Origin of the sequence: Microbacterium sp. NPDC057658 (assembly GCF_042799975.1) — a bacterium.
Lineage (GTDB): Bacteria > Actinomycetota > Actinomycetes > Actinomycetales > Microbacteriaceae > Microbacterium.
Window position 1 is genome coordinate 1,608,607 of record NZ_JBHVHT010000001.1, and the last position, 19,868, is coordinate 1,628,474.

Consider the following 19,868-nt stretch of genomic DNA (forward strand, 5'->3'; position numbering starts at 1 on the left):
CAACCCCCTCGAATCGGCCGCGTGGCGGGGTTACCGTGAGGGCAGGAGGTCACACCATGGCAGACACGAAGTCCACGAAGACCAGCAGCTCCCGCAGCAAGGACGGGGCGGCGAAGGCCGGCGTCAAGACCACGCGCCAGCAGAACGCGGAGAAGGGGTTCACGGCATCCCCGACCCTCGCGGCGAACCTGCAGGCCGTGCTCGTCGATCTGCTCGAGCTCTCGCTGCAGGGCAAGCAGGCGCATTGGAACGTCGTCGGACGGAACTTCCGCGACACCCACCGTCAGCTCGACGAGATCATCGAGGACGCCCGGACGTTCAGCGACACCATCGCGGAGCGCATGCGCGCGCTGCACGCCGTCCCCGACGGCCGCAGCGCCACCATCGCGAAGACGACCACGCTGCCGGAGTTCCCGACCGGCGAGGTGTCCACGACGGAGACCATCGACCTCGTGACCGCGCGCCTCGAGGCCGCGGTCGGGACGATGCGCGACGTGCACGACGCCGTCGACGAGGAGGACCCGACGTCCGCCGATCTGCTGCACGCCGTCATCGAGCGGCTGGAGCAGTTCGCCTGGATGGTGAGCGCGGAGAACCGCAGTCCCGCCGGTCGCTGATCGAGCCGCTGTCCGACCGCCGCCCTCGTCGCGCTCACGCCGACGGGGGCGGCGGTCCGTCGTGTGATCGCGCCCGCGCTCGGGCGCGCCGCAGGAGGCCGGGCAGCGCCATCCACAGTCCGACCACGAGCACGAGGGACGCGACGAGCGCGATGATCCCGGCGGTCCGGCTGACCGTGAAGTCGATGATGAGAGTCGTGACGCCGATCGTGAGGGCGCCGATCACGAACAGGTCGATCTTCACCAGCCGCGCCGCCGTCCGGACGAGCTCGGGCTTCAGCCGGCTGCCGAACAGGGCCCGGTGGATGCCGACGGGGGCGAGGGCGAGGATCGTCGCGAGAGCGGCGAGGGCCACGAGGACGACGTACAAATCGCGCTGGAACTCGTCCATGTCGGTGAAGCGCGGCTGGAAGGCCACCGCCAGAAGGAATCCGGTGAGGATCTGGGTGCCGGTCTGCATGACCCGCAGCTCCTGCAGCAGCTCCTCCCAGTTGCGGTCCGCGCGCTCGTTCGGGGTCTCGTCGCGGCCGTCGTCGCGGTCGTCGCGCTCGTCCGCGGCGCCACGGGGTTCTGCTCTCATGGCGATAGTCTCGTGGGCACGATCCGCCGCTGTCCAGGACCTTGCGCGGTCCGGCGGAGACGCCTCAGGAAAGGACCCGAGATGACCCTGCCCCCGATCGACGAATGGTGGCCCGAGCTGTCCGACGACGCGCGCCGCGCGGTCATCGGCAGCGGCTCGCGGCACCTCGATGAGGATGTCCGCGAGGAGATCAGGGAGATCACCGGAGCGGTGGTCGGGATGATCGAGTCGCTGTCCGACGACGACCTCGCCTACGCCCGAGACCACGCGCCCGCGGAGGAGTGAGGCGTCAGCCCTCCGGCCGCTCGGCCGTCTCCTCGCGCAGCCGCGGCTCCGTGCGGCGCTCCGGACGCACGCCGTGCTTGTCGGCGTAGAACGCGCGGATCCGGTCCATGTCGGCGGCCACGTCTCCCGTGAGGTCGATCGTCGGCCCGAGGCCGGTCGTCATCGTGTGGCGGTCGACGAAGCCGAGGGTGACCGGCATGCCGGTGGCACGCGCGATCCGGTAGAAGCCGCTCTTCCAGTACTCGTTGCCGCCGCGGGTGCCGTCGGGGGTGACGACGAGGCCGAACACGGTCCCGGCGTGCACTTGGTCCACGACCTCGCCGACGATGCGTGCCGGATCCGCCCGGTCGACGGCGATGCCGCCGAGGCCGCGCATGATCGGGCCGCGCCAGCCGCGGAACAGGCTCTTCTTGCCCAGCCAGTGCACCTCGATGCCCAGCTGCCAGGCGATCGCGAGCATGAGCACGAAGTCCCAGTTCGAGGTGTGCGGGGCGCCGATCAGGACGGTCGGCCGCGTGGGGGCGGCGTCGGCGACGAGGGTCCACCGGCTGACGGCCCAGTACACGCGGGCGAGGAATCGTCGGAGCATCCGTCCAGATTAAGGGGAGCGGCCTATCGATCACCTGGCGGCTCGGCCGCGGAGGCGTGCGTGAGCGCCGCGGCGAGAGCGGGGTCCAGCCCGGAGACCTCCTCGACGGGGACGGCCAGCGCGAGCAATGCCCTGCTGAAGTAGTTGCGCGCCGCCGCCGCCAGGGTGATGTCCACGATCTGCCGGTCGCTGAACCCCGCCTCGCGCAGCTCCTGCGTGTCCGCATCGGTCATCGCCGACGGAGCCGTCGACAGGCGTGCGGCGAAGCGGATCACGACCTGCTCCTGCTCCGTGAAACCGCGGTCGTCTCCGGCGGCGAAGGCGGCGAGTCCCGCCTCGTCGACGACTCCCGCGCGGAGGGAGCGGCGGCCGTGGGCGAGCAGACAGTGCGCGGAACCGAGGGCCCGCGCCGCACCGAGGGTCGCGGCTTCGTAGACTCCCACGCCGATCGACGGGACGACCGCGCGGACGAGCGCCTCGAAGGCGGCGTGGGCTTCGGGGTTCACGGCCATGGCCCGGGTGTGTGCGAACACGATCCCGTCATCGGCGAGGTCGCTCTCGTACATCGCCGCGACATGTCCGGTCGCGGTGGCCCGTTCGGGCGGGTGGATGATCATGGCGCCTCCTCGGCTCCGGGCGCGCGGCGAGGACGTGCACCCCCTCGCCGGGAACGATACGCCGCTGTCGGCTCCCAGAGAAGAGCGTGCGGCGCCCGGTGCTCCTGGCAGGCGTACGATCGAGGGATGACCGAATCGAAGCAGGAGAGCACCGGGCAGGACGCGCCGCTCGGGCTGCAGCCGCTGCCGGGTGCGATCGAGCTGCTCGACGGCGGTGCCGCCGGCTACTGCAGCAACGGCGTCTGCCACATCCCCGCCCCGAAGGAGCGGTGAGCAGCAGACGCCGTCGGTGTCTCTGCGCGGTCAGTGACCGCCGTGCGCCGCGTCGCCGATGTCGTCGGCGGGCTTGCGCACCAGGGGGCTGAGCGCGACCGCCGCGAGCGAGATGATCGCCGCGATGAGGAACGCGGTCCGCGCACCGGGGGCACCCGCCACCGCCCGCGATAGGCCCTCGTCCTCGCCGGCGTGCAGGATGGCCGAGTACGTGACCGTGAGCAGCGCGACGCCGGCGGCGCCGCCGACCTGCTGCAGCGTGTTCAGCACGGCCGAGCCGTGCGAGTACAGCGAACGGTGCAGCGACCCCAGCGACGAGGAGAAGAGGGGCGTGAACGACATCGCGAGGCCGACCGACATGGCCGCCTGCACGATGATCAGCAGCCACCACACGGTGTGCTCGCCGACCGTCGAGTAGAAGAAGAGCGAGGCCGAGACGAGGATCGTGCCGGGGATGAGCAGCGGTCGGGTGCCCTTCGCGTCGTACACGCGACCCATGATCGGTCCGAGGAGACCCATCAGCACCGAACCGGGGAGCAGGATGAGGCCCGACTCCAGAGCGCTGAGTCCGGCGACGTTCTGCAGGTACTGCGGCAGCAGCGTGAGCGTGCCGAACATCGACAGCGCCAGGATCGTCATGATGATGACGGCCAGCGAGAAGTTCGCCGAACGGAACACGCGCAGGTCGAGCAGCGCGTCGTCCACCCGCTGCAGCACGAGCTGGCGCCAGACGAAGAGGGCGAGCGAGACGGCGCCGACGACCAGGGCGATGACGCCGGTCGTGCCGCCCGCACCGCCTTCGCCGCCGAACTGGCTGAGGCCGAAGACGATGCCGCCGAAACCGAGCGCCGCGAGCGGGATGGACAGCACGTCGAGCGGAGCCTTGCGGGTCTCGCCGAGGTTCGTCATCCACTTCGCCCCCATGCCGAGCGAGATCAGGGCGATGGGAAGCACGATCGCGAACAGCGCGCGCCAGTTGAACGCGTCGAGCACGGCGCCCGCGAGCGTGGGGCCGATGGCGGGCGCGAGCGAGATGACGAGGCCGACGCGACCCATCATGCGGCCGCGCGACTGCGCGGGCACGACGTTCATGATCGTCGTCATCAGCAGCGGCATCATGATGCCGGTGCCGGCGGCCTGGATCACGCGACCCACGAGCAGCACGGAGAACCCGGGCGCGACGAGCGCCACGAGCGTGCCGAGCGAGAAGGCCGTCATCGCGGCGATGAAGACCTGTCGCGTTGTGAAGCGCTGCAGGATGAAGCCGGTGGTCGGGATGACCACCGCCATGGTGAGCATGAACGCGCTCGTCAGCCACTGCCCGAGCTCGGGCGGGATGCCGAGATCGGTGTTCAGGTGCGGGATCGCGATGCCCATCGTCGTCTCGTTGAGGATGGCGACGAAGGCGGCGACGAGCAGCAGCCAGATGACCCGCATGTCCTTGCGGGGGATGCCCCCGCTCGATGCGGGGGGCGTCGTGATGGAGCCGGTATCGACGGCAGACATGGGCGGCCTCCAGGGCATCGGAGAGAAGAGGAAGGTGCGAGAGTTCGCGAGAGTCATTCAGCGTAACGGGTCGGACGGACATTTCATTCCGAAATCTGGGATATCGCTGAACGCCGAGACAGCGGAGCCGGTGTCCTGGGGGGTGAGTACGCTGGCGCCATGAGCATGGGCGGGATGGGCGGTGGTCCGCGGGGCGGTTTCCGCGGCGTGGACGAGGACGCCCAGCGTCGGCTCAACGCGGAGGCTCCGAAGATCGACGGACTCGGCACCCGGGTCGTCGCCCTGTTCAGCGCCTACCGGTGGCGCATCCTCTTCACCGGTGTCCTCGTGGTGCTCGGCGCGGGCATCGCGGTCATCCCGCCGCTCCTCGTGCAGCGCATCTTCGACGACGCGCTGTTCCCCGTCGACGGCGGCGGCCCCCACCTCTCGCTGCTCGGCGCGCTCGTCGGCGCGATGGTCGGCCTCTTCCTCTTCTCGGCGGTCCTCGGCGTCGCACAGACCTGGCTCACGGCCACGGTCGGCAACAGCGTCACGGGCGATCTCCGGGTGCGGCTGTTCGAGCACCTGCAGGCCATGGAGCTCGGCTTCTTCACCCGCACGAAGACCGGCGTGATCCAGTCCCGGCTGCAGAACGACGTCGGCGGCGTCTCGGGCGTGCTGACGAACACGGTCACCAGCATCCTCGGCAACGCGGTCACGGTGATCGCCTCCCTCGTCGCGATGATCCTCATCGACTGGCGCCTCACCCTCATCGCCGTCGTGCTCATGCCGTTCCTCGTGCTCGTGCAGCGACGCGTGGGACAGGTGCGCGCCCGCATCGCGGGGGAGACCCAGGAGTCGCTGTCCGAGCTGACCTCCATCACCCAGGAGACCCTGAGCGTCTCGGGCATGCTGCTGTCCAAGGCGTTCAACCGCCAGCGCACCGAGTCCGAGCGCTATCAGCAGGAGAACCGCAACCAGGTGCGCCTCCAGGTGCGGCGGGCGATGAGCGGTCAGGGCTTCTTCGCGGTCGTCCAGGTCATCATGGCCAGCGTCCCCGCCGTCATCTACCTCGTCTCCGGATACCTCATCGCGGGCGGCACGGGAGCGATCACCGCGGGGACGATCGTGGCCTTCACGACGGTCCAGGCGCGGCTGCTCATGCCGCTCATGGGGCTCATGCGGGTCTCGCTCGACCTGCAGACCTCGTCGGCGCTGTTCGCCCGCATCTTCGAGTACCTGGACCTCGTGCCCGAGATCACCGACGCCCCCGATGCGATCGCCGTGGCTCAGGCCCCCGGGCCGCGTGGACGCATCGAGTTCCAGGACGTCGTGTTCCGGTATCCGGATGCCGCGGCCGACTCTCGTCCCACCCTGCACGGCGTCTCCTTCGTGGCGGAGCCCGGGCAGCACGTCGCCTTCGTCGGCCCCTCCGGCGCGGGCAAGACGACGATCCTGTACCTCGCACCGCGCCTGTACGAGGCCAAGGGCGGCGCGGTGCTGTTCGCGGGGGCCGACGTGCGCACCCTCACGCAGGAGTCGATCATCGACGACGTGGGCATCGTCTCCCAGGAGACCTACCTGTTCCACGCGACGATCCGGGAGAACCTCCGCTACGCGAAGCCCGACGCGACGGACGAGGAGCTGGTCGCCGCCTGCACCGCGGCCAACATCCACCACATCATCGCGGGCTTCGAGAAGGGCTACGACACGGTCGTGGGGGAGCGCGGGTACCGGCTCTCCGGTGGCGAGAAGCAGCGCATCGCGATCGCCCGTGTGCTGCTGAAGGACCCGCCGGTGCTCCTGCTCGACGAGGCGACCTCCGCCCTGGACACCGTGTCCGAGCGCGTGGTGCAGGAGGCCCTCGACGAGGCGGCCAAGGGGCGCACGACCCTGTCGATCGCGCACCGCCTGTCGACGGTCATGGGGGCGGACGTCATCCATGTGCTGGAGGCCGGGCGCATCGTGGAATCCGGCACCCACGCCGAGCTGCTCGCGCAGGGCGGCCTCTACGCCGAGCTGGCGGCGCAGCAGGTGGCCGCCTCGCGCGTGCTCGACGCGGAGATCGAAGCGGAGGCCGAGGAGGAGGCGGCGATCCGGGGCGGTGTCGAGGAGGGCGTCGAGGCCGGCCTCGCCGCGCGCCGTGCGGATCGCGAGCCGGAGGATTCCGCCGCCGCCGATGCCGTCGTGGCGCTGACGACGGGCGTCCCGCTGCCGACGGCATCGAGCACCGACGCCCGGCCGCGCCCGACCGACGGGTGACGACCGCGAGGGTCAGTGCACGGAGAGCCCGCCGTCGATGAACAGCGACTGGCCGGTGACGTAGGCCGAACCCGGACCGGCGAGGAAGACCGCTGCCGCGGCGAAGTCCTCGGGAAGACCGTTGCGTCCGATCATCGTCCGGGCCGCGAGGGCCGCGATCGTCGCGGGATCCTCCTGCAGGCGGGCGTTCAGGGGTGTGAGGACGAATCCGGGGACGAGGGAGTTGCTCGTCACACCGGTGCCGCCCCAGGCCTCGGCCTCCGAGCGCATGAGCGACTCGACCGCGCCCTTGGAGGCGCCGTACACCCCGCTGCCCACGAACGCGCGGTGCGCCTGCTGGGAGCTGATGTGGATGAGTCGCCCGAACCCGCGCGCCGCCATGCCCTGCGCCCAGCGCTGACCGAGGAGGAACGGGGCGAGCGCATTGACGGTCATCGTCGCGTCCCAATCCGCCTCGGTGATCTCGGCGTAGGGCGGACGGATGTTGATGCCGGCGGAGTTGACGAGGATGTCCGGCTCGCCGAAGGGGACGGCCGCGGCCTCCGCGACCGCATGGATGCCGTCGCGCGTGCTCAGATCGCCGACCACGCCCGCGGCCCGGCACCCCTGCGCGTTCAGCTCCTCGACGGTCTCGGCGATGCGCTCCGCGCCGCGGGCGACGATCACCGTGGCCGCGCCGGCCCGGGCGAGCGCCGTCGCGATGCCGCGGCCGATGCCCGAGCTGCCGCCGGTCACGACCGCGGTGCGGCCGTCGAGCGCGAAGAGCGAGGAGAGGTAGTCGGTCATGCGGGGGTCCTTCCGGCGGGCTCACCACGCGAGGGCGGCGGCGAGGGTGGGGTCGGGGCGGGCGTCGGCGAACTCGGGAAGGGCACGCAGCTCGGCCAGGAACGCGGAGACCTCCGCCGCGTAGGCGGGATCGGGATGGGTGTCCGCGATCTCCCGGAGCGGAGCGACGTCCATCGCGAGGATGAGGTCGAGCCGGGCGGTCACGGCGGCGTGCGCGCCTGCCTCCTGCAGCACGCGGATGCCGCCGCGGAGCGCGGCGAGGTAGTCGCGGAGCACGGGGAGCTGCGCCTTGCTCTGCGTGATCGAGGTGCCGTCCGCTCGGACGCGCCAGCGCACCACGACGTCCGGCAGCACGTCGAAGGCGCGTGCCCGGGTGTACATCGTCTGCGCGACGACCTGGTCCTCGTAGGCCACCCCTTCGGGGAACCGCAGGTCGGACCACATCTCCGTGCGGCTCACCTTGGACCACGCGACGATGTTCGACACGGCCTGCGGGTGCTCCGCCAGAGTGGTGCCGAGGCGGGCCGGAGAGGTAGCCGCGGCCACCCACGGCTGCACGCGGCCGGGCACGTATCCTCGCCCCTGGGGACGCAGCCGCACATAGGCGCCGGCGGCGAAGTCGCTCCCCGTGCGCTCGAGCGTGCCCACGAGCGTCGCCAGCGCGTCCGGCATCAGCTCGTCATCCGCGTCGAGGAAGCCCGTGAAGGGCGTGTCGACCCGTGCGAGGCCGACGTTGCGCGCGGCGCCGAGCCCGACGGAGGCCTCATGCCGGATCACCGTGAACCGGGCGTCCCTCGCGGCGGCGTCGGCGAAGATCGCTCCCGTGTCGTCGGTGGAGCCGTCGTCGATGAGGATGGCACGCCACCGCTCGTCCGTCTGCGCGCGGAGGGAGTCGAGAGCGGCGGGGGCGAACGCGGCGATGTCGCGTCCTGGCACGATCAGCGTCACGATCGGGGTGGGGGCGGTCACCCCGCCGAGTCTAGGTCCGTCAGCCACGGACGGCGTCGACCGCCTCCGCGACCAGTGCGGCGAGGCGCTCGGGAGCGTCCGCTGGGAGCGCCGTGCGCCCGAAGGTGAACCGCACGGCCGTCTGGGCGACCTCCGGGCTGATGCCGCAGGCGAGCAGCACGGGGGAGGGCTCGTCGCTGCCGGCCGCGCAGGCGGAGCCGCTGGACGAGATCACCCCGCGGCGCTCCAGCTCCAACAGCACCGCCTCGCCGCTCACACCCGCGATCGTGAAGCTCGCCGTCGCGGGGAGCCGATGCGCGGGATGCCCGGTCAGCGTCGCGTCGGGCACCCGCCGGGTCACCTCGGCGATGAATCGCGCCGTGGCCTCTGCCGCTCGGGCCGCAGCGGCCGCGCGCTCGTGCTCCGCGAGCTCGAGCGCCGTCGCCAGGCCGACCGCTCCGGCGACGTCCACCGTGCCGGACCGCCGTCCGCGCTCCTGGCCGCCACCGTGCAGGAGCGGCTCCAGAGGGAGGCGTCCGCGGACGACGAGCGCCCCGGTGCCCTTGGGAGCGCCGAGCTTGTGCCCGGCGATCGACACGGCGTCGGCATCCAGATCGTGCAGGGGCAGCCAGCCGGCCGACTGCACGGCGTCGACGTGGAGGGGCACGCGGCGGGCGCGGACGACCTCGCGGAGCGCGGGGATGTCCTGGACGGTGCCGATCTCGTTGTTCGCGTGTCCGACGGACACGACGGCCGTGTCGTCGGTGAGCACCGTGTCGAGGGCGTCCGGCCCGATCCGCCCGGTCCCGTCCACCGCGGGCATCGCGACCGTCACCCCGTGGAACCGGGCGAGGTACGCTGCCGACTCCCGGATCGACTCGTGCTCGATGGGCGACACCACCACGCGCCGCCGCCCGGAGGCGAGCGCTGCCAGCGTGATCCCCTTCACGGCGAGGTTGTTCGCCTCCGTGCCGCCGCCGGTGAAGACGACGTCGCCCACCCGCGCCCCGAAGACGCGGGCGACCCTGGTGCGGGCGTCCTCCAGCGCCCGCGCCGCCGTCTCGCCCGCGGTGTGGTGGCTGGCGGGGTTGCCGAACACCGCGGTGAGGTAGGGCTCCATGGCCGCTCGCACCTCGGGGCGTACCGGCGAGGTCGCGGCGTGATCGAGGTACAGCACGGACTCAGTCGATCCGGAGGTCGAGTCCGAGATCCAGCGCCCGCGCGGAGTGCGTGAGGGCTCCGACCGAGATCACATCCACCCCGGTCTCGGCGATGGCGCGGACGGTGGTCAGGTCGACGCCGCCCGAGGCCTCCACGGTGGCGCGCTCGCCGATGAGGGCCACCCCGGCGCGCAGGTCGTCGAGGGAGAAGTTGTCCAGCAGCACCGTGTGGGCACCGCCGTCGAGCACCGCCGGGATCTGGTCGAGACGGTCGACCTCGACGACGACGTGGGCGGTGTGCGGCAGCCGAGAGAGCGCCTCGCGAAGAGCCGTCGCGAGGTCGAGCCCGGACCGCTGGAGCACCGCGAGGTGGTTGTCCTTCGCCATGACCGCGTCGGAGAGGGAGTACCGGTGGTTCCGGCCGCCGCCGGACACCACGGCGTGCCGCTCGAACGCCCGCAGTCCTGGCGTGGTCTTGCGGGTGTCGGCGATGCGCGCCCGCGTTCCCTCGACTTCGCGGACGTAGGCGGCGGTGAGGGTCGCGATGCCCGACATCCGCTGCACGAGGTTCAGGGCGACGCGCTCGGCGGTGAGGACCGCGCGCGCCGGTCCGGTCACGGTGGCCAGCACGTCGGAGGCGGTGAAGGCGTCGCCGTCGCCCACGTGCAGGTCGACCGTGACGTCGGGATCGGTGAGGAGGAACGCGGTGGCGAAGGCCTCGCCGCCGCTGAAGACCCCGTCCTCGCGGGCGACGAGGTCGGCCGTGGCCGTCGTCTCCGCGGGGAGCAGGGTGGTGCTGGTGAGGTCGCCCCAGGGGGCGTCCTCCTCCAGCGCGGCTCCGACGACGCGGTGCAGGGTGGCGCGGGTGAGCATCAGGCGGTCTCCAGGATCGGTGCGTGTGCCGCGGTCGGCGCGGCGGGGGCGTGGTCGTCGCGGTGGTGGGCGCCGACCGAGACGGGGCGGGCCAGGGCGGCGCGGATGGCGGCCTCGGCGACCCGCAGCAGGTTCCTGTCCTCGTGCGAGCGGACGTCGGACGCGGGTGGCATCCCGACGGCCCACGCGCACACGGTCCGGAGGGTGCGCTGCAGTCCGGAGCCCGTCCGGTGCAGACCGACCTCGTCCCACAGCAGCCGCTGCAGCGCCGCGCGGTCGAACGGGGGAAGGGGCTCCGGTGGCGCAAGGGCGTCTTCCCTGGTCGTCGCCGGCGGGGAGGGGAGGCGGTCGACCACGGGAGGCCACGGTCCGTCCAGCGCGGCGGCGGCCCTGGCCCCGAACACGGCGCCTTCGAGGAGCGAGTTGGAGGCGAGCCGGTTCGCCCCGTGCACCCCGGTGCGGGCGGTCTCACCGACGGCGTACAGCCCCGGGATCGTGCTCCGTCCGTGCCGATCGGTGACGATGCCGCCCATGAGGTAATGCGCGGCGGGGGTCACCGGCACGGGCTCCGTGGACCAGTCGAAACCGCGAGCGCGCGTCACCCTGTCGATGGTCGGGAAGCGGCGGGCGAGCGCGTCCGCCCCCAGCGCCGTCGCATCGAGGTGCACGGGCACCCCCTGCCGGGCGGCCTGCCGGGCGATGGCCCGCGCGACGACATCCCTCGGCGCGAGCTCCCCGTCGGGATGGCTGTCGAACACGAACCGTCGCCCGTCCTGGTCGCGGAGCACGGCGCCCTCGCCGCGGACGGCTTCGGAGAGGAGGAAGACGGGGCTGCCGGGAAGCGCGGTCGGGTGGAACTGCACGAACTCCAGGTCGGCGACGGCGGCGCCGGCGCGCAGGGCCGCGGCGATGCCGTCGCCCGTCGCCTCCGGCGGATTGGTCGTGTGCGCGTAGAGCTGCCCCGCCCCGCCCGTCGCGAGGATCACGGCGTCGGCGCGGAGCTCGGTCGTGTCGCCCTCGCGGAGGACCGTGATCCCGCGGACCCGTCCCTCCTCGACGACGAGGTCGAGGAGCATCGTCCCCTCGCAGACGGCGATGGGCCCGCGACGCACCGCTGCGCACAGCGCCGCGGAGATCGCGGCTCCGGTGGCGTCGCCTCCGGCGTGCAGGATGCGGGCATGGGTGTGCGCCGCCTCGCGCCCGCGGGCGAGTGCTCCGCCCGGAGTCCGGTCGAAGGTGACGCCGCGGGCGAGGAGCTCGGCGATCCGGGCCGCGCCGTCCGCCACGAGCGCGTCGACCGCGGCCGGATCGCACAAACCCCCTCCGGCGCGGATCGTGTCGGCGGCATGGGCGTCCGCACTGTCGCCGGGCCCGTAGCTGCCGGCTACGCCGCCTTGCGCGAGAGGCGTGCATCCGCCCCCGAGGCCGCCCTTCGTCACGACGGTCACCGTGTGCCCGGCCTCGTGAGCGTGCAGCGCGGCGGTGAGCCCGGCGATACCGGAGCCGACGACGACGACGTTCATCGTGCCCCGGCGGCCACCGGCGGCTTGGCGGCCAGCATCCGCTCGAGCGCGAGGCGAGCCGGGTCGGCGACATCGGGGGAGACCGTGATGCGGTTCGGTGTGCGGCCGACGACCAGCTCCTCCAGGACCCACGCGAGGTAGCCCGGATGGATGCGGTACATGGTGGAGCACGGGCACACGACCGGGTCGAGGCAGAAGATCCGGTGCTGCGGGTACTGTGCGGCCAGGCGGCGCACGAGGTTGATCTCGGTCCCCACCGCGAACGTCGTCGGCTCCGTGGCCTCGGCGATGGCGCGGCGGATGTACTCCGTGGACCCGGCCTCGTCCGCCGCGTCGACGACCTCCATCGGGCACTCCGGGTGCACGATCACGCGGACCCCCGGGTGCTCCGTGCGGGCCTGGTCGATCTGCGCCACGGTGAAGCGCCGGTGCACGGAGCAGAAGCCGTGCCAGAGGATCACCTGCGCGTCGACGAGCTCCTCCGCGGTGGAGCCGCCGAGCGCTCGCCGCGGGTTCCACATCGGCATCCGGTCGAGGGGCACCCCCATGGCCTTCGCGGTGTTCCGGCCGAGGTGCTGGTCGGGGAAGAAGAGCACGCGGCGGCCGCGGGCGAACGCCCACTCCAGCACCGTGGCGGCGTTGGACGAGGTGCACACGATGCCGCCGTGTCGCCCGACGAAGCCCTTGATCGCCGCCGAGGAGTTCATGTAGGTGACGGGGATCACCGGCACGCGGCCGTCTTCGTCCGGGGTGTCGAGGTCGCCCAGCACGTCGGCGAGCTGCTCCCAGCACTCCTCCACCTGGTCGATGTCGGCCATATCCGCCATCGAGCACCCTGCGGCGAGGTTCGGCAGGATCACCGCCTGGTCGGGACGCGAGAGGAGGTCGGCGGTCTCGGCCATGAAGTGCACGCCGCAGAAGACGATCGCCTCCGCGTCCGGCCGCATCGTGGCGGCGGTGGCGAGCTGGAACGAATCGCCCACCTCGTCGGCGTGCGTCACGACCTCCTCGCGCTGATAGAAGTGCCCGAGGATCACCACGCGATCTCCGAGCGTGGCTTTCGCCGCCTCGATGCGTCGGTGGAGCTCCGCCTCGCCGGCCTCGCGGTAGGCCGCGGGGAGCTCTCCCTGCCGGGGAGCCCCGGTGGGGATGACATCGCCCATGGAGGAGCCGGGGCCGTAGCCGGGGCGTGTGTCGAAGTCCCAGGGGCCGACGGCGAGGTCGGTCGTGCAGGTGGCGTCGGTGGAGACCCCGCCGACGATGGCCTGGATGGCGTGGTCGACGGACGGATCCGACGACGGGACGGCGGGCATCGGGACGAAGGTGGTGCTCATCGGGTTCTCGTTTCCTCCGGGCGGAGCGGACCGCGGTCGGCCAGCTCGAGATCGGTGTCGTCGCGGTACAGGCGGGCCGGGCGGTGACTGCCGGTCCGGAAGCGGTCGGTGCGGGTCAGGTTGCCGGCGGACTCGACCTGCCGCCGGAAGTTCGCGGGGTCGAGTGCGCGCCCCAGGATCGACTCGTAGGCCTCCCGGAGCTCGGCGAGCGTGAACTCGGCGGGCAGGAAGCCCTGGGCCACGCGGCTGTATCCGACCTTGTTCCGCAGGCGCCAGAGCGCGTACTCGATGATCTCGTGATGATCGAAGGCGAGCGCCGGCAGATCGTCGACATCGAACCACTCCACGTTCTCCGGCGCGCGGCCCGATGCCCGGTGCGCGGTGATCTGGGCTTCGACGTCGTCCTGACGCAGCAGCGCCCAGTACACGATCGAGACGACCCGCGTGGGGGAGCGGTCGACGGCGCCGAAGGCGTAGAGCTGTTCGAGGTAGGTGGGCGCGAGGCCGGTCGTCTCGGCGAGCGTGCGGGCGGCGGCGTCGACCGGCGACTCCTCGGGGGTGAGCCACCCGCCGGGGAGCGCCCACCGCTCGGCGAACGGCTCGCGGGTGCGGCGGACGAGGGGGAGCGCCAGTACGGGCGGACCGTCGTCACCGCGGCGCAGCGTGAGGATCACCGTCGAGACGGCGACGCGGATGTCCGCACTTCGAGTCATAGGCACCTTAACCTCCGGATTCGATCTTAGTGTCATCGGGACCTTTAGTGCGCGCCCATGACGAGGGAAGACGTCGAGTCCGAAACGTTATCTCCCGCCCGCGGGAAGGCTTGTCCCCCCGGGGTGGGTTTGTTAGGTTACTGTCCTAACAAACCCCTTCGAGGGCGGCCGCAGGCCACCTCCCGGGGTTCCCGTGAACCCCGCCCGGGGTTCGGCTCCAACCGGAGAATCCCTCCTGCAGTGCAGCACCGAGAGGAAATGAAGAATGATCCGTAACGGAAAGCGCAAGATCGCGCTCACGGCGGTCGCGGGGGCCTCGGTCCTCGCCCTGGGCCTGACGGCCTGCGGCAGCGGTGGAGGCGGCGACGACGGCGGCAACGCCGACGGCGACCGCGCACTCCGCGTCTGGGCAGGAAGCCAGACGCCGATCACCGCGAACTACAACCCGTTCGCGCCCACCGTGCTCCACGGTGCGCTCGGTCCCATCTACGAGCCGCTGTTCTTCTACAACAAGACGCAGGACGCCGAGCCCGTCGGCCTGATCGGCGACTCGTTCGAGTACAACGAGGACGGCACCCAGATCACGGTGAAGATCAAGCCCGACCTGAAGTGGAGCGACGGCGAGCCGCTCACCGCCGACGACGTCGTCTTCTCCTTCACGTACGAGGCCAACAACCCCGAGGGCAACGGACTCGTCTCGGCCGAGGCGACCGACGACACGACCGTCGTCCTCACCTACGCCACCGCCCAGTACACGACCGAGTTCCAGCGGATGGGGTCGAGCTACATCCTCCCGGAGCACATCTGGAAGGACGTCACCGACTTCGCGAACTTCGCGAACGAAGATCCCGTCGGCTCCGGTCCGTACGTCGTGGACAAGACCACGAGCGAGTCCTACACGCTGGTCGCGAACGAGAACTACCGCGGTGCCGACGAGCTCGCGGTCAAGAAGGTCCAGTACATCGCGGTCGACAACAACCAGACCGCGCAGGACCTGCTCGCCGCCGGCAAGCTCGACTGGACGGGCATGTTCATCCCGAACCCGGACGACGTCACGGGCAACGGCAAGATCGAGTGGATCAACACCCCGCAGGACCCGACCGTCCTCTACACCTGCTCGAACGCCGAGCTCGGCTGCACGGGCCCGCAGACCGACGTCGCGGTGCGCCAGGCGCTGAACGTCGCCATCGACCGCGCCACCATCAAGGACAAGGCGTTCGTCGGCCTGACCGGCGACATCTCGCCGGCGTACACGCTGCTGCCGCGCGACGAGAAGTGGCTCGCCGACCCGGCCAACGAGGTCAGCCCGCAGGAGGCGGACGCCGCAGAGGCCGGGGAGATCCTCGAGGCCGCCGGCTACACCAAGGGCTCCTCCGGGATCTACGAGAAGGACGGCGCTCCGGTCGAGCTCAGCCTGATCTCGGTCGACGGCTGGACCGACTACAACGACGCCGCGAAGCTCATCGCCGAGCAGGCCGAGGCCGCGGGCATCAAGGTGACCGCGTCGACCGTGCAGTGGCAGGAGTTCTCCGACGCCCGACAGGGCGGCGACTTCCAGCTCATCGTCGGCGGAGTCGTCGGCACGTCGGTCGCCGACCCGTTCCAGATCTACCGTGACTGGTTCGGCGGCACCGAGGTCGAGTCCACCAGCCCCGTCGGCACGGAGATCCCGGCCGGTCGCTGGAACTTCAGCCGCTACAGCAACCCGACGGTGGATGCCGCCATCCAGTCCGCGATCAGCACGAACGACGAAGCGGAGAAGAAGGAGCTGTACGGCACGATCCAGTCCGAGATCGTGCGCGACCTGCCGTACATCCCGCTCGTGATCAACGCGACGCAGACCTTCTACAACACGAAGGACTACACGGGCTGGCCGACGGAGGAGGACCTCTACGCCTTCCCGCCGTCCTGGGGTGCGATCGCGGCCGGCTACGTGCTGACGCAGATCAAGCCCGCCGGCTGAGTCGATGAGTCGGGGAAGTAGGAAGTCAGGACAGGTGACATGAAGTTCTATGCACGAAGGATCGGGTTCTACGCGTTCACGCTGTGGGCCGCGATCTCCATCAACTTCCTGCTTCCCCGGCTCATGCCGGGGGACCCCGCCGACATCATGATCGCCAAGATGCAGCGGGCCGGCGGAGAGGTCTCCGAGACCACCATCCGCAACATCAAGCTCCTGCTCGGCGGAGACGACTCGTCTCTCTGGGAGCAGTACCTCGCCTACTGGGGGCGCATGTTCCAGGGCGATCTGGGCGTGTCGGTGACGAAGTTCCCCACTCCGGTCACGGAGCTCATCGCGGGTGCTCTCCCGTGGACGCTGGTGCTCGTCGGAACCGCGACGGTGATCTCGTTTGTGCTCGGCGTCGTGCTCGGTGCGTGGGCCGGCTGGAAGCGCGGCACCTGGGTCGACCATCTCATCCCCGCGACCACCGTGCTGCAGTCCATCCCGTACTTCTGGCTGGCGCTCATCCTCGTGGCGGTCTTCGCCGTGGGCCTGGGCTGGTTCCCCATCTTCGGCGGCTACGACGTCTTCGACTTCCCGGACGGCCCGGAGCCGACCTGGGCGTTCTTCTCGGATGCCGTCGCGCACTCGATCCTCCCGGCGATCACGATCGTGATCAGCTCGGTGGGCGGCTGGATGTTCGGCATGCGCAACATGATGGTCTCCACGCTCGCCGAGGACTACGTCCTCACCGCCGAGGCGAAGGGACTGCGGCCGCGACGCATCATGACGACGTACGCCGCGCGCAACGCGGCCATCCCGTCGATCGCGGGCTTCTCGATCACGCTCGGGTTCGTCGTCGCCGGCTCCATCGTCATGGAGCAGGTGTTCACCTATCCGGGCGTCGGCAAGCTCATGTTCCAGGCCGTCACCAACAACGACTACGCGCTGATGCAGGGGCTGTTCCTCGTGATCACCCTCACGGTGCTCGTCGCCAACTTCTTCATGGACCTCGTCTATGGCTTCATCGACCCGAGGGCTCGCCAGAATGTCTGACACGAAGAACCCGCTCCTCGTGGAGGAGCCTCCCACCGTCGCCCCCGAGGGCACCGTCGCCCTGGCTACGCAGCGTCAGGAGCGCCGGCGCCGCCGGATCCTGCGCAGCACGTCGCCGAAGTTCATCGTCGGCTCCGTGCTCGTGCTCGCCATCGTGCTCTTCGCGATCATCGCGCCGTTCTTCACGCAGAACCCGCGCAGCACGGACAACCCCGCTCTCGCCGCGCCGTCGGCGGAGCACTGGCTCGGCACGACCAAGCTCGGCAACGACGTGTTCGCGCAGCTCGCCGTCGGCGCGCAGGGGTCGCTGCTCATCGGCGTGACGGCCGGCGGCATCGCCATCGTGCTGTCCCTCCTCTTCGGCGTCCTGGCCGGGTACCTCGGCGGCTGGCGGGAGGACGTCCTCGCTCTCCTGACCAACGTCATGATCGTCATCCCCGGACTGCCGCTGGTCATGGTGATCGCCTCCTTCGTGCCGCAGCGCAGCTGGCAGCTCGTGGCCTTCGTCCTCGGCATTACCTCGTGGGCCGGCGCGGCGTATGTGCTGCGGCTGCAGACCCGCTCGCTCCGCACCCGCGACTACGTGTACGCCTCGAAGGTGGCGGGGGAGAAGTCCCTCCGGGTGATCCTCGTCGAGATCATGCCGAACCTGCTCCCTCTGCTGACCGCGCAGTTCCTGTTCGCGATCATCTTCGCCATCCTCGGCGAGGCGGGGCTGTCGTACCTCGGCCTCGGTCCGAACTCCTCGATCACCTGGGGCTCGATCCTCAACGACGCCCAGTCCGGTCAGGCCCTCGGCCGCGGTGCCTGGTGGTGGTTCGTGCCGCCGGGCATCATGATCGCGATCCTCGGCGCGGGACTCGCGCTGATCAACTTCGCCATCGACGAGGTCATCAACCCGAAGCTGCGCAACGCGCCCGATGCGGCCCGTCGTCTGCGCAAGGCCGCGAAGGAGAAGGGGGTCACCGCATGAGCGACGCCGTGCTCACCGCCAGGAACGTCTCGATCGAGTACGAGGTCGATCCGCCCGTCAAGGCGGTCCGGGATGTCTCGCTGACCCTCCACCGCGGCGAGATCCTCGGTCTCGCGGGGGAGTCGGGCTGCGGGAAGACCACCCTCGCGTACGGGATGAACCGGCTGCTCAAGGCGCCGGCCCTGATGACCGACGGCGAGATCGTGTTCCACGACCGCGACGGCCATGACATCGACGTCGTCGGACTCGACGGAGACGGGCTACGCGCATTCCGCTGGGACAAGATCTCGATGGTCTTCCAGGGGGCGATGAACTCCCTCAACCCCGTCATCTCGGTCCGCGCGCAGATCTTCGACATCTTCGACACCCACCGCCCCGGAATGTCGAAGAAGGCCAAGCAGGAGCGCGCCGAGGAGCTGCTCACGCTCGTCGGCGTGGACCCCGGGCGGCTGACGAGCTTCCCGCACGAGCTCTCCGGCGGTATGCGCCAGCGCATGATGATCGCGATGGCGCTGGCGCTCGACCCGCAGGTCATGATCATGGACGAGCCCACCACGGCGCTCGACGTGGTCGTGCAGCGCGGCATCATCCGGGAGATCATGCGCCTGCGCGAGAAGCTCGGCTTCGCGGTCATCTTCATCACCCACGACCTGCCCATGCTCATCGAGATCAGCGACCGCATCGCTGTCATGCTGCAGGGCCGGATCGTCGAGCAGGGCACCGCGGCCGAGATCTACCGCAACCCGCAGCACGAGTACACCCAGCGCCTGCTGTCGAGCTTCCCGTCCCTCACGGGCGAGCGGGGCGACTTCGTCCGCAGCGGCGGCGTCAACCAGGAGGTCATCCGATGAGCGTGGACGGGACGAGGCGCGGCGGCACCCTCGAGGCGAGGAACCTCGTGAAGGACTTCCACCTGCGATCGGGGTTCCGCACGAGCGTGCTGCACGCGGTGAAAGACGTGTCGTTCACCTTGGAGGCCGGGCGGACCACGGCTCTCGTCGGCGAGTCCGGGTCGGGCAAGTCGACCATCGCCCGGATGCTGATGAAGCTGGAGACGCCGACCTCGGGCAGCATCCTCCTCGACGGCGAGGAGTCCGGCATGCGGGGGTCGGCCCTCGAGCGCTACCGGTCGGACGTGCAGATGGTCTTCCAGGACCCGTTCGCATCGCTGAACCCGTTCCACACGATCGTGCACCACCTGGAGCGTCCGATCCGGCTGCACCACCCCAAGCTCGACAGTCGCGAGGTGCGGGCGCGGGCGATCGAGCTGCTGGAGCGCGTGCGGCTCACTCCGGGCGAGAGCTTCGCCGAACGGCGCCCGCACGAGCTCTCCGGCGGACAGCGGCAGCGTGTGGCGATCGCGCGGGCCCTGGCCCCCGGCGCCCGGTTCATCGTGGCGGACGAGCCGGTGTCGATGCTCGACGTGTCGATCCGGCTCGGCGTGCTCAACCTGCTCGCCGAGCTGCAGCGGGAGGAGAACCTCGGCGTCCTCTACATCACGCACGACCTGGCGACCGCGCGGCACTTCTCCGACGACATCATGGTCCTCTTCCGGGGCGACGTCGTGGAGCGGGGATCGGCCGACGAGGTGATCCTGAACCCGCAGCACGAGTACACCAGGACGCTTCTGGCGGCGGCCCCCGAACCGGAGAACCTCGGCAGGCTCCGCGACGAGGTCAGGGCGGAGCTCGCGCTGGGCTCCTGAGCGGGCGGGGGAGACCGCTAGACTGAACCCACAATCGAAGACAGGCCGAACGACCGACGCGGGAGAGCCCCGGCGCATGCAGCCGGGCACCGAAGGAGCAAGCCTCCCCGCCAATCTCTCAGGTACGCGTACCGCGGAGGTCCGGCC

Annotated in this window: 20 protein-coding genes and 1 riboswitch; of the genes, 9 read left to right on the top strand and 11 right to left on the bottom strand. The window is 70.9% G+C overall.

Going from position 1 to position 19,868, the window contains the following annotated elements; genetic code table 11:
- Positions 1-56: 56 nt before the first annotated feature.
- The gene (locus ACFU8V_RS07645; protein WP_025102917.1) at positions 57-617 is read left to right on the top strand and encodes a Dps family protein; all 561 of its coding nucleotides are present in this window, start codon (positions 57-59) and stop codon (positions 615-617) included.
- A 34-nt stretch (positions 618-651) separates the two neighbouring features.
- On the opposite strand, the gene ACFU8V_RS07650 is transcribed toward ACFU8V_RS07645, so the two are convergent.
- On the bottom strand, positions 652-1,197 hold the full coding sequence (locus ACFU8V_RS07650) for a DUF6328 family protein (protein ID WP_085606615.1): 546 nt from the start codon (positions 1,195-1,197) through the stop codon (positions 652-654).
- Between the two features lie 81 nt (positions 1,198-1,278).
- Here ACFU8V_RS07650 and ACFU8V_RS07655 point away from each other — a divergent pair, with 81 nt between their 5' ends.
- Entirely contained in the window at positions 1,279-1,482 is a 204-nt protein-coding gene (locus ACFU8V_RS07655) for a hypothetical protein (RefSeq protein ID WP_062633608.1), read from the top strand.
- Between the two features lie 4 nt (positions 1,483-1,486).
- Here the strand turns inward: ACFU8V_RS07655 and ACFU8V_RS07660 are convergent, their stop codons facing one another.
- Together ACFU8V_RS07660 and ACFU8V_RS07665 are read right to left on the bottom strand one after the other, a co-directional pair.
- Positions 1,487-2,071, bottom strand: coding sequence for a 1-acyl-sn-glycerol-3-phosphate acyltransferase (locus tag ACFU8V_RS07660; RefSeq protein WP_378870213.1), 585 nt, complete (start codon positions 2,069-2,071; stop codon positions 1,487-1,489).
- Between the two features lie 23 nt (positions 2,072-2,094).
- Positions 2,095-2,688: a carboxymuconolactone decarboxylase family protein gene (locus ACFU8V_RS07665; RefSeq protein ID WP_378870216.1), complete on the bottom strand. Its 594-nt coding sequence runs from the start codon at positions 2,686-2,688 to the stop codon at positions 2,095-2,097.
- Positions 2,689-2,814: 126 nt separating this feature from the next.
- Here ACFU8V_RS07665 and ACFU8V_RS07670 point away from each other — a divergent pair, with 126 nt between their 5' ends.
- Positions 2,815-2,961: a hypothetical protein gene (locus ACFU8V_RS07670; protein WP_164498172.1), complete on the top strand. Its 147-nt coding sequence runs from the start codon at positions 2,815-2,817 to the stop codon at positions 2,959-2,961.
- Positions 2,962-2,991: 30 nt separating this feature from the next.
- On the opposite strand, the gene ACFU8V_RS07675 is transcribed toward ACFU8V_RS07670, so the two are convergent.
- On the bottom strand, positions 2,992-4,467 hold the full coding sequence (locus tag ACFU8V_RS07675) for an MDR family MFS transporter (RefSeq protein ID WP_025102922.1): 1,476 nt from the start codon (positions 4,465-4,467) through the stop codon (positions 2,992-2,994).
- A gap of 165 nt (positions 4,468-4,632) precedes the next feature.
- Here ACFU8V_RS07675 and ACFU8V_RS07680 point away from each other — a divergent pair, with 165 nt between their 5' ends.
- The gene (locus ACFU8V_RS07680; RefSeq protein WP_378871832.1) at positions 4,633-6,708 is read left to right on the top strand and encodes an ABC transporter ATP-binding protein; all 2,076 of its coding nucleotides are present in this window, start codon (positions 4,633-4,635) and stop codon (positions 6,706-6,708) included.
- A gap of 12 nt (positions 6,709-6,720) precedes the next feature.
- On the opposite strand, the gene ACFU8V_RS07685 is transcribed toward ACFU8V_RS07680, so the two are convergent.
- From ACFU8V_RS07685 to ACFU8V_RS07715, 7 genes are read right to left on the bottom strand one after another with little or no spacing between them, the layout of a single operon-like run.
- Positions 6,721-7,494, bottom strand: a complete 774-nt coding sequence (locus ACFU8V_RS07685; protein WP_374461037.1) for an SDR family NAD(P)-dependent oxidoreductase — start codon at positions 7,492-7,494, stop codon at positions 6,721-6,723.
- 21 nt (positions 7,495-7,515) lie between these two features.
- Complete coding sequence (locus ACFU8V_RS07690; protein ID WP_338565704.1) at positions 7,516-8,463, bottom strand: glycosyltransferase family 2 protein; 948 nt, start codon at positions 8,461-8,463, stop codon at positions 7,516-7,518.
- Positions 8,464-8,482: 19 nt separating this feature from the next.
- Entirely contained in the window at positions 8,483-9,619 is a 1,137-nt protein-coding gene (locus ACFU8V_RS07695; protein ID WP_338565705.1) for a cysteine desulfurase family protein, read from the bottom strand.
- A 4-nt stretch (positions 9,620-9,623) separates the two neighbouring features.
- Positions 9,624-10,475, bottom strand: coding sequence for a carboxylating nicotinate-nucleotide diphosphorylase (gene nadC, locus ACFU8V_RS07700; protein WP_085606604.1), 852 nt, complete (start codon positions 10,473-10,475; stop codon positions 9,624-9,626).
- Positions 10,475-11,998, bottom strand: coding sequence for an L-aspartate oxidase (nadB, locus tag ACFU8V_RS07705; RefSeq protein WP_366215997.1), 1,524 nt, complete (start codon positions 11,996-11,998; stop codon positions 10,475-10,477). Before nadB ends, nadC begins: the two co-directional genes overlap by 1 nt.
- The gene (nadA, locus tag ACFU8V_RS07710; protein WP_303708285.1) at positions 11,995-13,332 is read right to left on the bottom strand and encodes a quinolinate synthase NadA; all 1,338 of its coding nucleotides are present in this window, start codon (positions 13,330-13,332) and stop codon (positions 11,995-11,997) included. The genes nadB and nadA overlap by 4 nt, the downstream gene beginning before the upstream one ends.
- On the bottom strand, positions 13,329-14,045 hold the full coding sequence (locus ACFU8V_RS07715) for an NUDIX domain-containing protein (RefSeq protein ID WP_025102930.1): 717 nt from the start codon (positions 14,043-14,045) through the stop codon (positions 13,329-13,331). The genes nadA and ACFU8V_RS07715 overlap by 4 nt, the downstream gene beginning before the upstream one ends.
- 265 nt (positions 14,046-14,310) lie before the next feature.
- Here ACFU8V_RS07715 and ACFU8V_RS07720 point away from each other — a divergent pair, with 265 nt between their 5' ends.
- Genes ACFU8V_RS07720 through ACFU8V_RS07740 form a run of 5 tightly spaced genes read left to right on the top strand, consistent with a single transcriptional unit; the run spans position 14,311 to position 19,721 of the window.
- The gene (locus tag ACFU8V_RS07720; protein ID WP_025102931.1) at positions 14,311-16,008 is read left to right on the top strand and encodes an ABC transporter substrate-binding protein; all 1,698 of its coding nucleotides are present in this window, start codon (positions 14,311-14,313) and stop codon (positions 16,006-16,008) included.
- A 39-nt stretch (positions 16,009-16,047) separates the two neighbouring features.
- The gene (locus ACFU8V_RS07725) at positions 16,048-17,043 is read left to right on the top strand and encodes an ABC transporter permease (protein ID WP_025102932.1); all 996 of its coding nucleotides are present in this window, start codon (positions 16,048-16,050) and stop codon (positions 17,041-17,043) included.
- Entirely contained in the window at positions 17,036-18,016 is a 981-nt protein-coding gene (locus ACFU8V_RS07730; RefSeq protein ID WP_378870227.1) for an ABC transporter permease, read from the top strand. Before ACFU8V_RS07725 ends, ACFU8V_RS07730 begins: the two co-directional genes overlap by 8 nt.
- Positions 18,013-18,867: an ABC transporter ATP-binding protein gene (locus tag ACFU8V_RS07735; protein WP_025102934.1), complete on the top strand. Its 855-nt coding sequence runs from the start codon at positions 18,013-18,015 to the stop codon at positions 18,865-18,867. Before ACFU8V_RS07730 ends, ACFU8V_RS07735 begins: the two co-directional genes overlap by 4 nt.
- A complete protein-coding gene (locus ACFU8V_RS07740) occupies positions 18,864-19,721 on the top strand; it encodes an ABC transporter ATP-binding protein (protein ID WP_025102935.1) in 858 nt (285 codons plus the stop codon). Before ACFU8V_RS07735 ends, ACFU8V_RS07740 begins: the two co-directional genes overlap by 4 nt.
- 49 nt (positions 19,722-19,770) lie before the next feature.
- Positions 19,771-19,865: riboswitch (glycine riboswitch) on the top strand.
- The last annotated feature ends 3 nt before the right edge of the window (positions 19,866-19,868 follow it).